Origin of the sequence: Kitasatospora sp. NPDC086791, from assembly GCF_040685975.1 — a bacterium.
Classification (GTDB): Bacteria; Actinomycetota; Actinomycetes; order Streptomycetales; family Streptomycetaceae; genus Kitasatospora.
In genome coordinates, this window is sequence record NZ_JBFBOC010000007.1 from 122898 (window position 1) to 136050 (window position 13153).

Sequence of the window (13153 nt, forward strand, 5' to 3'; positions counted from 1 at the left end):
GAGCGACCCGGGTCCTCACCGGGCCCGACGGCGCCTGAACTCGGCCAGCCACTCCCGCACCTGCGCCTCGTCGTGCAGGTACGGCTCTCCGGGCCCGGCGCGCAGGTCGATGCCGTACAGCCGGCCCAATGCCCGCAGGGACGGGTCGTCCCAGTCGAGCCCGTCGTCGAGGAACCAGCGCCCGGCCCAGCGGTCGGCCTCGTCCCTGCTGACCCGGCCGTCCGCGACGGCGGCGAACCACCACTCGATCTCGTCCGGGCCCGGCTGTACGTCGCTCCCCACGGAGTCGTCCGTGCCGCCCCCGCTCACCGGGCGTCGGGCCCGGCGACGGCCGGGCCGAGGCCGGCGGGGACCTGGGCCGCGGCGAGGGCGGCCGCTCCGGCTGCCGCCCGCTCCGGTAGTGCGGTCAGGCTTCCGGCGGCGATGACATCGGCACAGAACTCGGGCTCCACTCCGCCAGTATGGCAATCCGACCATCGCGGATCGAGAAACGGCCTGATCGGATCGCCAACGAACTCTCCGACCGGAAGGCGGTTTTCCGCGGTGGAGGGCCTGGGTAGTGACGGAGGCGTTCGCACCCGCACGGTTCACACCTCCGCTGCGGCCAAGAATCCTTGACGAACCCTCAGTGGAAGGCACTCCCATGACCCGGAACCTCCGGAACGCCCTCGCCGTCCTCGTGACCACCGGCGCCCTCAGCGCCGTTGCCGCTCCCCTCGCCACCGCCGCCGAGCAGGCGCCGGCGGTGGCCGGGGTGCAGGCCCAGATCCGCAACCCGAAGACGGTCAAGGCCGACGCCTACAACCAGGCCCGCAGCATCCTCGCCAACGCGGGCAGCCAGACCGCCGCCAAGTCCCACCCGATCCACGGCAAGAACGACGTCCCGGTCTCCTACGGCACCAGCCTGCTCGCCTCCGCCCGGGACGAGTTCCGGGCCGCCGACAAGCACCTGCCCGCAGGCCAGAAGAAGTCCGACATGTCGATCCCCCACTACAACGCCATCCACAACGCGGCGAAGGTCATGGGCATCGACCGCTGGTAGCCACCCGGAGCCCGGGGGCGACACCTGGAACCCCGAACCCGACGACCTCCGGCTCCGCGTGGCGGCTCCGCCGTGCGGGGCCTACCCCTCCGGAAAAGCGAAGCCCAGGGCGCGGGTGAGCTCCAGCGCCAGGTCCTCGGCGAACTGATCGCTCCCGCGCTCCAGCACGGCCCGCACCGCGGCCTCATCGGGCCGCAGCCCGGCGCCCTCGGCCCAGGCTGCCGCCTCGGGCGCGACCTCACCGGCAGCGCGGATCCACCGGTCGGGCACCTGGTAGTCCAGCGCCATCTCCAGGGGGAAGGTGCTGTGCCGGCTCAGGCCGCCCGGCCCCCAGGCCTGCGCGAAGACGAAGTCGCTGTCGTGGACGTGCATCACCAGCACCGGAGCCCCGGTCTCGGCCACGATCTCGGTCGCCGTGTCGACCGGACTCCCGGTCTGCAGGATCCGCCAGTCGCCACCCTCGCTACCCTCACCACCCCCGGCGCTTCCGGCCTCCCACCCGGGCAGCACCTCCTCCACCCGCACCGCCGCCAGTTCGGTCAACGACCGCGCACAGCGCGCCACCACGAAAGCCCGGAGAATCCCATGGCCGGTGACGATAGCGCCGCCCGCCGACAAGCACTCGCTAGCGGGGCGTGACCTCCGGCTCGCCCAGCCGGCCGTCCCCGTCGACGGTGTAGACCCTGGTCTCGTGCTCGGCGGTCACCGTGACCCGGTCCGGCCCCGACCACTCGGCCTTGCGGAAGCCGTCACCGTCGTCCCAGGTGCCCAGGTACCAGTGGCGGGCCGTCCAGCCGCTGCCGGTCACCAGTTCCACCCGGTAGATCGGGTCGATCGAGAAGGCCACGTCGGTGACGACCAGGACGTGCTCCGGGTGGCTCGGGTCGGGCTTGCGTTCGACCAGCCGGCCCTCGCCGCCGAGGAAGTACGTGACGACCCCGATCACCACCGCGACCGCGATGAGCGGCGACAGGACGGCGGCACAGCCGAGCTGCGCCCACCGTTCGCGGAACTCGAACTGGACCAGCATCGAGACCATGAGCATCACCGCAGCGGCCCCGAGCAGCAGAACCGGGTGGTTCAGCCAGCGTTCGACCTCCACCAGCCCTCCCGGACGGGAGGCCTGATAGCCCGCCAGGTAGGCCAGGAACGCCACCAGCGCGGCGCCCCTGAACCACCACTCGATCCGTCTGTGCCACGCAGCCGCCGCCATGTACTCCCCCCGGGTGAACTTTTGCCCGGACTTTACTACGGGCCCGCCCAGGGGCCCGGGCGACGGTGGCTCCGTCGCCCGGGCCGCATCCACCGGCCGTACCCCTGTCACCGCCGGTGGAAGACGCTCCGCGACCAGAAGTAGCCGAGCAGCGTCAGGCCGGTGCACCAGGCGAGGGCGCTCCAGGCGCTGGTGCCGATCCCGGTGCCCATCAGCAGGCCGCGCAGGGTCTCGATGACCGGCGTGAAGGGCTGGTACTCGGCGAACCAGCGGAGGGCCGTCGGCATGGAGTCGGGCGGGACGATGGCGCTGCCGATGAAGGGCAGGAAGGTCAGCGGCAGCGGCGTGTTGCTGGCGCTCTCCGGCGTCTTCGACACCAGTCCGATGCCCGCCGATATCCAGGTCAGCGCCAGCGTGACGAACAGCAGCAGCCCTGCCGCCGCCAGCCACTCCACCGGGCCCGCGTGCGACCGGAAGCCCATCGCGAAGGCCGCACCCGTCACCAGCACCAGCGCGATCACGGTCTGGATCACGCTGCCGATCACATGGCCGGCGAGGAACGCCGACCGCGATATCGCCATCGTCCGGAACCGGTTGACGATCCCTTCGGTCATGTCGACGCAGACGCCGACCGCCGTGGCGACCGAACCGGCCGTCGCCGTCATCAGCACGATCCCCGGCGTCACGTAGTCGATGTAGCTGCCGCCGCCGATCCCCAGCCCGAGCGCACCGCCGAAGGCGTAGTTGAAGAGCGCCAGCATCATCACCGGCATCACCACGACCGAGAAGGTCATCGCCGGATACCGCTGCGCGCGCTTGAGGTTGCGCCGCAGCATGGTCAGCGAGTCGCCGACCGCGTAGCTCGTCGCCGCGCTCATCGCGCACCCTCCCCGGTCAGTGTGAGGAACACGTCGTCCAGACCGGCCGTCTCCACGACCAGCGACTCGGCCCGCACGGAGGCGTTGTCGAGCGCGTCCAGCACCGCCTTCACGGTGAGGACGGAGTTGTCCCCCGGGATGTCCAGCCGCAGCGCCTCGGTGTCGACGGCGGCGTAGTCGAACAGCGCGGCGGCGGCGCCCAGTTGGGCGGCATCGCCGAACCGGAGCCGAATCCGCCCGCCGGGGACGATCCGCTTCAGCTCCTCGGCAGTGCCCTCGGCGACGATCCGGCCGCCGTCCAGGACGGCGATCCGGTCGGCGAGTTCGTCGGCCTCCTCCAGGTACTGGGTGGTGAGGAAGATCGTCACCCCGTGGTCGGCGACCAGCCCCCGGATGATCTCCCACATGGTGCGCCGGCTGCGCGGGTCCAGCCCGGTGGTCGGCTCGTCCAGGAAGATCACCTTCGGGTCGCCGACCAGCGTCATCGCCAGGTCGAGCTTGCGCCGCATGCCGCCGGAGAAGGTGGCGACGGGCGTGCGCGCGGCCTCGGTGAGTTCGAAGCGGCGCAGCAGGTCCTCGGCCCGCCTCCGCCCCTCCCGACGGCGGAGGTGGTTGAGGTCGGCCATCAGCAGCAGGTTCTCCTCGGCGGTGAGCAGGTTGTCCACCGCCGAGAACTGGCCGGTGACCCCGATCGCCTTCCGCACCCCGTCGGCCTCGCGGACCACGTCGTGCCCGGCCACCCGGGCCGTGCCGCCGTCCGCCGGGATCAGGGTGGAGAGGATCTGCACCGTGGTGGTCTTGCCGGCGCCGTTCGGCCCGAGCAGGGCGAACACGGTGCCGGCCGGGATCCGCAGGTCGATGCCGTTCAGCACCGCCTTGTCCCCGTAGGACTTGGTGAGTCCGATCGCCGAGATCGCGGTCATCAGGCCCTCCGGATGATGATGCTGCCGACCTGGGTGCCGGCGCGGACCTCGACGGTCTCCCGGGCGTCGCCCGGGCCCTGCGTCTCGCCGAGGGAGTTGCGGACGCCGCCGAACTTGCTGTGCACGTCGAGCCAGGCCGCCGTGCCCTCGGCGATGCCGACCTCGACGTCCCCGACGCCGGTCTGCAGGGTGACCTTGCCCCGGACCACCCGGCCGACCCGGAGGTGACCGTTCGCCGACCTGGCGTCCACGCCCGCCCCGGCGAGGCCGACGTGGATCCGGCCGTTGGAGGCGTTGGCGGTCAGCTCGCCGCGCACCTCCTCGATCTCGGTGTCGCCGTTGCTGTTCTTGACCGTCAGCACGCCGCCGACGGTGCCGATCTCGATCCGGCCGGAGCCGGTCACCTCGGCGTCCCCCGCGATGGCGCCGAGCCGGATGTCCCCCATGTCGGTCTTGAGCCGCACGCTGTCGGCCCGGTCGACCTGGATCCGGCCCATGGAGGTCTTCAGCCGGCAGTCGCCGAGCGGGCCCTCTGCGACGAAGTCCGCCATCGGGGAGTCGGCGTGCACCTGGGAGCCGGCCGGCAGCTCGACCAGGACCTCGATCGAGCCCTTCTTGCTGGAGAACACGGTGCGCTGCTTGGGGCCCTTGAGGGTGAGCCGACCGCCGGAGAAGTCGACCTGGGTCAGCTCGGCGGCCTTGACGTCCGCCTCCCTGGCGGCGTTGGCGGGCCGCACCTCGACCACCGCGTCGGTGCGCTTGCCGGCGGTGATCCAGAGTGCGCCGATCTCGAACTCGAAGGCGGCGGAGATCGGTCCGTCGGTCTCGTACGTAGGCATGGCTGTCCCGTCCTCTTGGCTCGTGTAGGTGTTCCCGCCGGTCGGAGCGGGGGTGACGTCGAAGGTGCGAAGGCTGTGGAACGTGCGGGCGGTGCGGGCGGTGCGGGTACTACAGGCAATGCAGGTGGTACGGGGTGTACGGGCGGCGCGGAAGCGTCAGTGGACCCAGCCGGTGAAGCCCTGGCCGCCGACGCTGCGCGGGGTGCGGACGCCCGGGTCGGCGACCGGACGGGTAGCCGGACGGCCGCCCTCCAGCGCGCCGGCGACGGCCCGGACCAGCCAGGCGTTGAGGGAGAGCCCCTCCTGCCCGGCGGCCTCCTCCGCCCGGGTCTTGAGGTTGGCCGGCAGGCGCAGATTGATCCGCGCCGTACCGCTCTCGTCCGACTCCGGCACCGGCTGAGCCACCGGAGCCACCGGTGGCGCCACGACCGGGGCCGGTGGCACCACGGGCGACGCATCGCCGTGGAAGCCCTCGGAGCCGGGCGGCGCCGTCACCACGAACTCCGGGTCGAGTCCGCGCAGGCGGACGTCCACCGAGCCCGGAGCGAGGTCGCGGGTGACCTCGCCCATGGCGGCCGAGAGCGCGTTGAGCAGCGTGAGCCGCACGGCCGACTCCAGCGGGAGCGTCAGCCGGTCGGCCAACGCGCGGGCTTCGTCCCCGCCGGCGGCGGCGGCCACCGCGAGCTCGTTCCGGAGGTTTTCGACGTACGGCGTGAGGTCCATGGCTCAAGCATGGCACGAAGATGGCACCATGTCGAGCCCTTCATGGCGCCACAATGGCACCATCACTCGAACGGGTGTGGCGCCACACACGGGAACCGCCCCGCCGACAGGAGTCGACGGGGCGGTTCACCAGGGGAGGACGTCAGCCAGGAGGGCGTCAGCCGGGGAAGGCGTCAGCCGGTGCGGGGCCGGCCGGGGGAAGGCGTCAGCGCTGCCAGCCCGCGAGGTAGGCGTCGATCTCGCCGGACAGCCGCGCCTTGCCGGCCCGGTCCAGGAAGGAGGCCTCGACCGCGTTGCGGGCCAGCGCCGCCACCCCGGCCTCGTCCAGCCCAAGCAGCCGCGCCGCCACCGCGTACTCGGTGTTGAGGTCGGTGCCGAACATCGGCGGGTCGTCGCTGTTGATCGTGACCAGCAGCCCGGCGTCCACCATCTGCTTGATCGGGTGGTCCTCGATCCGCTCCACGGCCCGGGTGGCGATGTTGGAGGTCGGGCAGACCTCCAGCGGGATCCGGTGCTCGCCCAGGTGGTCGAGCAGCGCCGGGTCCTTGACCGCCTGGGTGCCGTGCCCGATGCGCTCGGCGCCGAGCACCCGGATCGCGTCCCAGACCGTCTCCGGCCCGGTGGTCTCGCCCGCGTGCGGGACGCTGCGCAGGCCGGCCGCCCGCGCCCGGTCGAAGTACGGCTTGAACTGCGGGCGCGGCACGCCGATCTCCGGGCCGCCCAGGCCGAAGCTGACCAGGCCCTCGGGGGCCAGCTCGGTGGCCAGCCGGGCGGTCACCTCGGCCGACTCCAGACCGGCCTCGCCGGGGATGTCGAAGCACCAGCGCAGCGCGACGCCGAGCTCCTTCTCGGCGCTCAGCCGGGCGTCCTCGATCGCCTCCATGAAGGCGACGTCGGGGATGCCGCGCTTGACCGAGGAGTACGGGGTGATGGTCAGCTCGGCGTACCGGATGTTCTGGCGCGCCATGTCCTCGGCCACGCCGTAGGTGAGCGCCCGGACGTCCTCGGCGTCCCGGACCAGGTCCACGACGCTCAGGTAGACGTCGATGAAGTGCGCGAAGTCGGTGAAGGTGAAGTACTCGGCGAGCGCGGCCGGGTCGGTCGGCACCTTGGACTGCCCGGCGTGCCGGGCGGCCAGTTCGGCGACGACGCGCGGCGAGGCCGAGCCGACGTGGTGGACGTGCAGTTCCGCCTTGGGCATCCCGGCGATGAACGCCTCGATGCCGCTGGTGCCGCTGGTGCCGCTGGTGCCATTGGCGCCATCAGCGCCAACGGTGCTTCCGGTGGGGTTTCCGATCCGACTTCCGTCCGGCTGGACCACGGTGGTTCCCTTCTTCCTTCTCCGTGCCTTCTACGCGCGTATCGCGGACACCGGCCCAGGATAGGCCCAAGCCGCCGGACCCGGCCGGGCGATCACCCGCCGAAGGCGACCGCCGCGGTGTGGATCAGCAGTCCGGCCAGGGCGCCGACCACGGTGCCGTTGATCCGGATGAACTGCAGGTCGCGGCCGACGTTGGCCTCGATCTTGCGGGAGGCGTCGTCGGCGTCCCAGCCCGCCACCGTCTCGGAGATCAGCGAGGTGATCTCGGCCCGGTAGGTGTCGACCAGGTACTGCGCGGCGTCCTGCAGCCAGCCGTCCACCTTGGCCTGCAGCTTGGCGTCGGTCGCCAGGCGCTCGCCGAAGCGGTGCACGCCCTCGCGGATGCGCCGGCGCAGTTCGCTGTCCTCGTCCTCGGCCGCGCCCATCACCAGGGTGCGCACGGCCGCCCAGGTGGAGTTGATCAGGTCCTGCACCTCGGGCCGGGCCAGCAGCTCGCCCTTGGCCCGCTCGACCCGGGCGATGGTCTCCGGGTCGGTCTGCAGCTCGGTCGCGAACTCGGCGAGGAAGTTGTCGATCGCGCCGCGGGCCGGGTGGTCCGGGTCGTCCCGGATGTCGGCGACGAAGCGCAGCAGTTCCTTGTAGACCCGCTCGCCGACCTGGTGGTCGATGAACTTCGGCGTCCAGCCCGGGGTCTTCTGGGTGACCTTCTGCACCACGTCCTCGTGGTTGTGGGTCAGCCAGCCGTGCGCCCGGACGGCGACCAGGTCCACCACGCCGTGGTGCCCGCCGTCGGCGACCACCTTGCCGAGCATCCGGCCCATCGGCTCGGCCACCGAGGTGGCGGCGGCCCGCCGGGTCACCGCCTCGGCGACGACCGCCCGCACGTCGTCGTCGCGGAGCACCGCGAGCAGGCCGCGCAGCGCCGCCGAGGCCTCCTTGGTGACCCGCTCGGCGCTGCCCGGCGCGGCCAGCCACTCCCCCAGCCGGCGGCCGATGCCGAGCGCCGCGAGCCGCCCGCGCACCACGTGGCCGGAGAGGAAGTTGTCGCCGACGAAGTCGCCGAGCGAGCGGCCGAAGGCGTCCTTCTTGGTCGGGATGATCGCGGTGTGCGGGATCGGCAGGCCGAAGGGGCGGCGGAACAGCGCGGTCACCGCGAACCAGTCGGCCAGCGCGCCCACCATGCCCGCCTCGGCGGCGGCCGCCACGTACCCGGTCCAGGCGCCGGCACCGGCCGCCTCGGCCCAGGTGGAGAGGGCGAAGACCAGGGTCGCGAAGGCCAGCAGGCCGGTCGCGATGGTCTTCATCCGGCGGACGCCGCGTCTCTTCTGCTCATCGGCCGCGGTGAACCGGACCCCGGGGCCGGTCCCGCTGAAGGCATCGTCACTCACCCCGCCAGTCTGCCCGTTGCCAGGCGCGGACGGGGGCGTGCCCCGCGATCACACGCCCCGGGGGCTGCGGCCCGCCCCCCGAAGCCCCCTCACTCCCCCTCATTCACCCCATCACTGCGGCGCCGACGGCAGGCCCGGCTCACCCGGCCCGACCAGCTCGCCCTGCCCGACCGGACCGACCGGACCGACCGGACCGACCGCGCGGACGGCCCCGAGCTCACCCCGTCCTCCGTTCACCGATTCGGCCAGCCGGCGCCACAGCGGGTGGCGCCGCAACCGGCCCCGCACCTGCACCGGCACCACCCCGCGCCACAACTGCTGCGCGAGGTTGAGCGGCGGGGCCGCCTCGGCCACCGGCTCCTCGCGCAGCAGGAACAGCTCGTCCGGCAGACCCAGCCGGGCGTCCCGGAACGCCGGGAGGCCCGCGTAGTGCCGCCGGCCGTCCACGACCACCGGCGGCTCGCCGTGCGCGGCCTCGTAGCGGATCTGGTCGCGCAGCGCCTCCGGCCGTCCGGCGACGGCGAGTTCGAGCCGCACCCGGGCGGCCACCGGCAGCCGGTGGTACACCTCGCGGGCGCCGAACCGCTCGACCAGCCGGGCGACTTCGGCGCACACCCGCTCCTGCAGCCCGCCGTCCAGCAGCAGGAAGCCGGCCTGCAGCAGGCGCGGCACGTCCCAGGCGAAGCCGCGGGCCCGGATGGCGTCGGACTCCGCACCGGGCGCGGCGAGTTCGGCGGCCACCCGCAGGAGCGCGGCGATCCCGCGCAGCCGGTCCAGCACCCCGGCCCGCTCGGTGACGTCGCCCGGGTCCTCGCGCAGCACCGGGACGTAGCAGTCGTAGTCGGCGAGGACGGACACCCGGCCCGCCCGCAGACAGGCCTCCAGGGTGAACGGATGGTCCGCGAAGACCTTCAACCCCTCGTCGCGGCGCAGCCCGTGGCGCCGGATGAGGTCCAGCCGGAACAGCTTGCCGTCGGACAGCGCCCAGGCCAGCGCGGAGTCGGCGAAGCCCACCGACTCGGCGTCAGCGTGGAAGATCCCCTGCGGCACCAGCCGCCCGTCCACCCCGACGTGATTGGGCACCACCACGTCCGAACCCCAGGCGTCGGCGGCCGCGACCAGCCGCTCCAGCGCCTCCGCGCCGAGCCGGTCGTCCGTGCCGAGGAACAGCACGTAGCGGCCGCGGGCCAGCGCCGTACCGCGGTCGGCCGGGCCCGCCGGGCCGCCCGAGTCGGGCTGGCGCACCACCCGGAACAGCCCGGGGTGGTGGGCCGCGTACTCCTCCAGCAGCTCACCGCCGCCGTCCGTGGAGCCGTCGTCCACGGCCACCACCTCCAGCCGCCCCGGCGGCAGGGACTGCCCGACCAGCGAGTCCAGGCAGGCGGTGAGGTACGGCACGGCGTTGTGGACGACGACCACCACGGTCACGTCGGGTACGGCCATCGGGCGGCGGGCCTCCGGTCCTGGCATCGGCGAGCGACAAGCGGCGGTCAAGCGAGTGGGGTCGAGCGAGCGGCGGTCAAGCGAGTGGGGTCGAGCGAGCGGCGGTCGAGCGAGCGGCAAGTGATCAACTCGCCCTGCACGCCCGGGGTCACCGCCATCACCCCCACCGGCGACGGGCACCGGAACACGCTCCCGGCGGCCGAACGAACGGACGGCAGCCCTCCGGTGCGACGGCGGACGAACGGACGGCCCCGCCACCGCACCGGAGGGGCCCAGCCGGCCACGGTCGTGGCCCGTCGTTCCCGACGGGCCACGACCGCCGCTCAGCCGATCGCGACCTCCGCGTACATCCGGGCGATCACGTCCTCGATGGCCGGCTCGCGCACCGACAGGTCCACCAGCGGGTACCGCTCCGCGACCGCCGCCACGATCGGCGCGGCGCTCTGCTGCGCCGGGAAGGCCAGCCACTGGCGCGGCCCCTCGACCTTCACCACCCGGACCCCCGCCACCTCGATCTCCGGCCGGGCCTCGGCGAGGTCCACGACCAGCGTCCGCTCGCTGCGCCCGGTGGCGTGCAGGCCGTCCAGCCCGCCGTCGTACACCACCCGGCCGTGGTCGATCACCATGACCCGGCCGCAGAGCTGCTCGATGTCGGTCAGGTCGTGGGTGGTGAGCAGCACCGTGGTGCCCCGGTCGCGGTTGACCTCGCGCAGGAACTCGCGCACCTTGCCCTTGCTGACCACGTCCAGGCCGATGGTCGGCTCGTCCAGGTAGAGCACCTGCGGGTCGTGCAGCAGCGCGGCCGCGAGGTCGCCGCGCATCCGCTGGCCGAGCGAGAGCTGCCGGACCGGGGTGTCCAGCAGGCCGCCCAGGTCGAGCAGGTCGACGCAGCGGTCGAGGTTCGCGCGGTACCTCGGGTCGGGGATGCGGTAGATCCGGCGGGCGAGTTCGAAGGAGTCGCGCAGCGGCAGGTCCCACCAGAGGGTGGTGCGCTGGCCGAAGACGACGCCGATCCGGCGGGCCAGCGCGACGCGTTCGCGGGCCGGGTCGACCCCGGCGACGCGCAGCCGCCCGGAGCTGGGGACGAGGATGCCGGTGAGCATCTTGATGGTGGTCGACTTGCCGGCCCCGTTGGGTCCGATGTAGCCGACGCACTCGCCGGCCTCGACGGTGAAGCTGAGGCCGTCCACCGCGCGCACCTCGCGCTTGGTCCGGCTGAACCGGCCGGCGCGGGCCCGCACGGTGAAGCTGCGGCGGACGTCGTCGAGTTCGATCAGTGCCATGGGCGTTCCTTGCCGTGAGGTGGTGGGTTCAACTGCCGGTGCCCCGGTAGGCGCGCAGCCCGGCGCGCCAGGCGAGGCCGGCGGCGGCGACGCAGAGGGCGGCGGCGACCGGGGAGGCGTACTGGAAGGCGGTGGGCAGGCCGAGCGGGTCGGGCCGGCCGAGGATGCGCAGCGCGGGCAGCCAGTTGACGAAGGCCAGCGGGACGCCGAAGACCGCCCCGGCGACCAGTTCCCTGGCGAAGATGGTCGGCGGGTAGTGCAGCAGGGTCGCGCCGCCGTAGGTGAAGGAGTTCTGGATCTCCTTGGACTCGCCCCACCAGAACTGGACGGTGGCGCCGCCGACGTAGAGCGCGCCGAAGATGACGCTGCCGCAGACCAGCAGGACGGGCACCAGCAGCACCCGGTCCCAGGTCCAGTGCACGTCCAGGGCGGTCAGCGACCAGGCGAGCACCGCCGCGGCCTGCAGCGGCCGGCCCAGCCTGCGCAGCGAGAAGCGTTCGGCGCACAGCTGGGAGAGCGCGGGCGCGGGGCGGATCAGCATGGTGTCCAGCGAGCCGTTGACGATCCGCACGCCGAGGCCGTCGGCCGAGCCGACCAGCAGGTTGGCGACGCCGAGGGAGAAGGTCGCGGTGGCGTAGAGGAAGGCGATCTCGGGCAGGCTCCAGCCGCCCAGCCGGTCGGTGTGCCGGAACATGATCACCAGTACGACGAAGTCGAGGGAGTGGGTGACCAGGCTGGCCAGCAGGTTCAGCGCGAAGGAGGCCCGGTAGGCCATCATCGAGCGCATCCACATCCGGGCGCAGAGCCACCAGGAGCGGACCGCCCACGCGGTCCGGGGGGCGAGGCGCTCCCGCACGAACGGCCCCGTGCCGTCGGGGTCCCCGGCCGTTCGGCGCCCGGCCGCGAGGTGCTCAGCCACCCTGCACCACCACCCGGCGGGTCGCCAGCCACTGCGCGCCCCGCCCGGCGGCGAGCAGCGCGGCCGCCCAGACGAGCTGGAAGCCGAACGCCCCGAACAGCCCACCGCCGCTCGCGCGTTCCAGGAAGACGTCCGTCGGCACCTTGATCAGCGCCGCCCAGGGCAGCACCCGGCCGAGGTCGCCGAGCCACCCGGGGAACAGCGCGATCGGCAGCAGCATCCCGGAGAAGAACATCGAGACGACCAGCATCACCGAGCGCACGCCCTCCGAGTCGTGCAGCCAGAAGCCGGTGATCGAGACCAGGAAGCGCAGCCCGAAGCTGACCACCACCGCGAGCAGCACCGAGACCAGGAAGAACGCCCAGGTCAGCGGCTGTTCGGGCATCCGGGTGCGGAACACCAGGCCACCGACCAGCATCGGCACGGTGCCACGGACCAGTAGCTGGAAGGCGGCCCGGCCGAGGTCGGTGGCCAGCCACCAGCCCTGGAAGTCGACCGGCCGGTAGAGGTCGACGGCGATGTCCCCGCTGCGGAAGCGGTCCTGGACGTCGTCCTGGAAGCCGCCGCCCCACACGGCGACGGTGACCAACAGGCCCTGGCTGACCCAGATGTAGGTGACGGCCTGGCTCTGGTCGTAGCCGCCGAGGTTGGGGCGGGCCTGCCAGAGGGCCAGGAAGGAGGAGGCCAGGATGAGGCCGAAGACGGTGTTGGTGAAGGTGCCGGCCAGGGTGGCGGCCCGGTAGGTGGAGTAGCGGCGGAAGGCGCCGCGGGCGACAGCCGCGTACAGGCCGAGGGAGGCGGCGAAGGAGGCGGCGGGGGACGGAACGGGGGACGGAGCGGGGGAGGCGGTGCGGGCCGCCACGGGATCGGGGGGCCGAGCCCCGGCGGGGGCAGCGTTCAGCATATTGTCTCCTTGTCGACAAATACGGGCAGAGGGAGCACCGGGCGCGGACCGACGCCCGCACGCGTCCGCACACGCCCCAGCGGCTCCGACCACCCGCACCCGGGGGTACCGGGCCGGACGGACGAAGCTGCCGACGTGGGTGCGCTATGAAGTTCGCATCTTTCACCGTACCGCCGGCCCCCACCGCCCGCACCCGGTTTTTCCACAGCCACCGGGACTCACCCACCCGGGCGCCCGGGACGGCGCCCGACGCGCACAAGCGCGCACGTCAAGCGCC

At 73.1% G+C, this 13153-nt stretch carries 15 protein-coding genes; 1 reads left to right on the forward strand and 14 read right to left on the reverse strand.

The window, feature by feature from the left end; genetic code table 11:
• Positions 1-15 precede the first annotated feature (15 nt).
• Entirely contained in the window at positions 16-282 is a 267-nt protein-coding gene (locus tag AB0Q99_RS13265; RefSeq protein WP_363571067.1) for a hypothetical protein, read from the reverse strand.
• A 23-nt stretch (positions 283-305) separates the two neighbouring features.
• A complete protein-coding gene (locus AB0Q99_RS13270; protein ID WP_363571069.1) occupies positions 306-452 on the reverse strand; it encodes a hypothetical protein in 147 nt (48 codons plus the stop codon).
• Between the two features lie 191 nt (positions 453-643).
• Between AB0Q99_RS13270 and AB0Q99_RS13275 the strand changes: the two genes are divergently transcribed.
• Entirely contained in the window at positions 644-1042 is a 399-nt protein-coding gene (locus AB0Q99_RS13275) for a hypothetical protein (protein WP_363571071.1), read from the forward strand.
• Positions 1043-1123: 81 nt separating this feature from the next.
• On the opposite strand, the gene AB0Q99_RS13280 is transcribed toward AB0Q99_RS13275, so the two are convergent.
• From AB0Q99_RS13280 to AB0Q99_RS13335, 12 genes are all read right to left on the reverse strand, one after another.
• Positions 1124-1585 carry a hypothetical protein gene (locus AB0Q99_RS13280; protein ID WP_363571073.1) on the reverse strand — a complete coding sequence of 154 codons (462 nt, stop codon included), beginning with the start codon at positions 1583-1585 and terminating at the stop codon, positions 1124-1126.
• Positions 1586-1667: 82 nt separating this feature from the next.
• Positions 1668-2255: a hypothetical protein gene (locus AB0Q99_RS13285; protein ID WP_363571075.1), complete on the reverse strand. Its 588-nt coding sequence runs from the start codon at positions 2253-2255 to the stop codon at positions 1668-1670.
• Between the two features lie 107 nt (positions 2256-2362).
• On the reverse strand, positions 2363-3133 hold the full coding sequence (locus AB0Q99_RS13290) for an ABC transporter permease (RefSeq protein ID WP_363571077.1): 771 nt from the start codon (positions 3131-3133) through the stop codon (positions 2363-2365).
• On the reverse strand, positions 3130-4056 hold the full coding sequence (locus tag AB0Q99_RS13295) for an ATP-binding cassette domain-containing protein (RefSeq protein WP_363571079.1): 927 nt from the start codon (positions 4054-4056) through the stop codon (positions 3130-3132). Before AB0Q99_RS13295 ends, AB0Q99_RS13290 begins: the two co-directional genes overlap by 4 nt.
• Entirely contained in the window at positions 4056-4895 is an 840-nt protein-coding gene (locus AB0Q99_RS13300) for a DUF4097 family beta strand repeat-containing protein (protein WP_363571081.1), read from the reverse strand. The genes AB0Q99_RS13295 and AB0Q99_RS13300 overlap by 1 nt, the downstream gene beginning before the upstream one ends.
• A gap of 156 nt (positions 4896-5051) precedes the next feature.
• Positions 5052-5618, reverse strand: a complete 567-nt coding sequence (locus AB0Q99_RS13305; RefSeq protein WP_363571083.1) for a toxin-antitoxin system HicB family antitoxin — start codon at positions 5616-5618, stop codon at positions 5052-5054.
• A 205-nt stretch (positions 5619-5823) separates the two neighbouring features.
• On the reverse strand, positions 5824-6840 hold the full coding sequence (locus AB0Q99_RS13310) for an adenosine deaminase (RefSeq protein ID WP_363571272.1): 1017 nt from the start codon (positions 6838-6840) through the stop codon (positions 5824-5826).
• 191 nt (positions 6841-7031) lie between these two features.
• The gene (locus AB0Q99_RS13315; RefSeq protein WP_363571085.1) at positions 7032-8327 is read right to left on the reverse strand and encodes a DUF445 domain-containing protein; all 1296 of its coding nucleotides are present in this window, start codon (positions 8325-8327) and stop codon (positions 7032-7034) included.
• Positions 8328-8438: 111 nt separating this feature from the next.
• The gene (locus tag AB0Q99_RS13320) at positions 8439-9770 is read right to left on the reverse strand and encodes a glycosyltransferase (RefSeq protein ID WP_363571086.1); all 1332 of its coding nucleotides are present in this window, start codon (positions 9768-9770) and stop codon (positions 8439-8441) included.
• Between the two features lie 323 nt (positions 9771-10093).
• The gene (locus AB0Q99_RS13325; protein WP_363571088.1) at positions 10094-11053 is read right to left on the reverse strand and encodes an ATP-binding cassette domain-containing protein; all 960 of its coding nucleotides are present in this window, start codon (positions 11051-11053) and stop codon (positions 10094-10096) included.
• Positions 11054-11081: 28 nt separating this feature from the next.
• Complete coding sequence (locus tag AB0Q99_RS13330; protein ID WP_363571090.1) at positions 11082-11972, reverse strand: ABC-2 family transporter protein; 891 nt, start codon at positions 11970-11972, stop codon at positions 11082-11084.
• The gene (locus AB0Q99_RS13335; protein ID WP_363571092.1) at positions 11965-12876 is read right to left on the reverse strand and encodes an ABC-2 family transporter protein; all 912 of its coding nucleotides are present in this window, start codon (positions 12874-12876) and stop codon (positions 11965-11967) included. Before AB0Q99_RS13335 ends, AB0Q99_RS13330 begins: the two co-directional genes overlap by 8 nt.
• Between the last annotated feature and the right edge of the window lie 277 nt (positions 12877-13153).

Excerpts from the sequence above, each read along its gene's own strand:
- AB0Q99_RS13335 (WP_363571092.1), bottom strand. The coding sequence starts at position 12,876 with ATGCTGAACGCTGCCCCCGCCGGGGCTCGGCCCCCCGATCCCGTGGCG.
- AB0Q99_RS13290 (WP_363571077.1), bottom strand. The coding sequence starts at position 3,133 with ATGAGCGCGGCGACGAGCTACGCGGTCGGCGACTCGCTGACCATGCTG.
- AB0Q99_RS13325 (WP_363571088.1), bottom strand. The coding sequence starts at position 11,053 with ATGGCACTGATCGAACTCGACGACGTCCGCCGCAGCTTCACCGTGCGG.
- AB0Q99_RS13305 (WP_363571083.1), bottom strand. The coding sequence starts at position 5,618 with ATGGACCTCACGCCGTACGTCGAAAACCTCCGGAACGAGCTCGCGGTG.
- AB0Q99_RS13320 (WP_363571086.1), bottom strand. The coding sequence starts at position 9,770 with ATGGCCGTACCCGACGTGACCGTGGTGGTCGTCGTCCACAACGCCGTG.
- AB0Q99_RS13275 (WP_363571071.1), top strand. The coding sequence starts at position 644 with ATGACCCGGAACCTCCGGAACGCCCTCGCCGTCCTCGTGACCACCGGC.
- AB0Q99_RS13285 (WP_363571075.1), bottom strand. The coding sequence starts at position 2,255 with ATGGCGGCGGCTGCGTGGCACAGACGGATCGAGTGGTGGTTCAGGGGC.
- AB0Q99_RS13300 (WP_363571081.1), bottom strand. The coding sequence starts at position 4,895 with ATGCCTACGTACGAGACCGACGGACCGATCTCCGCCGCCTTCGAGTTC.
- AB0Q99_RS13295 (WP_363571079.1), bottom strand. The coding sequence starts at position 4,056 with ATGACCGCGATCTCGGCGATCGGACTCACCAAGTCCTACGGGGACAAG.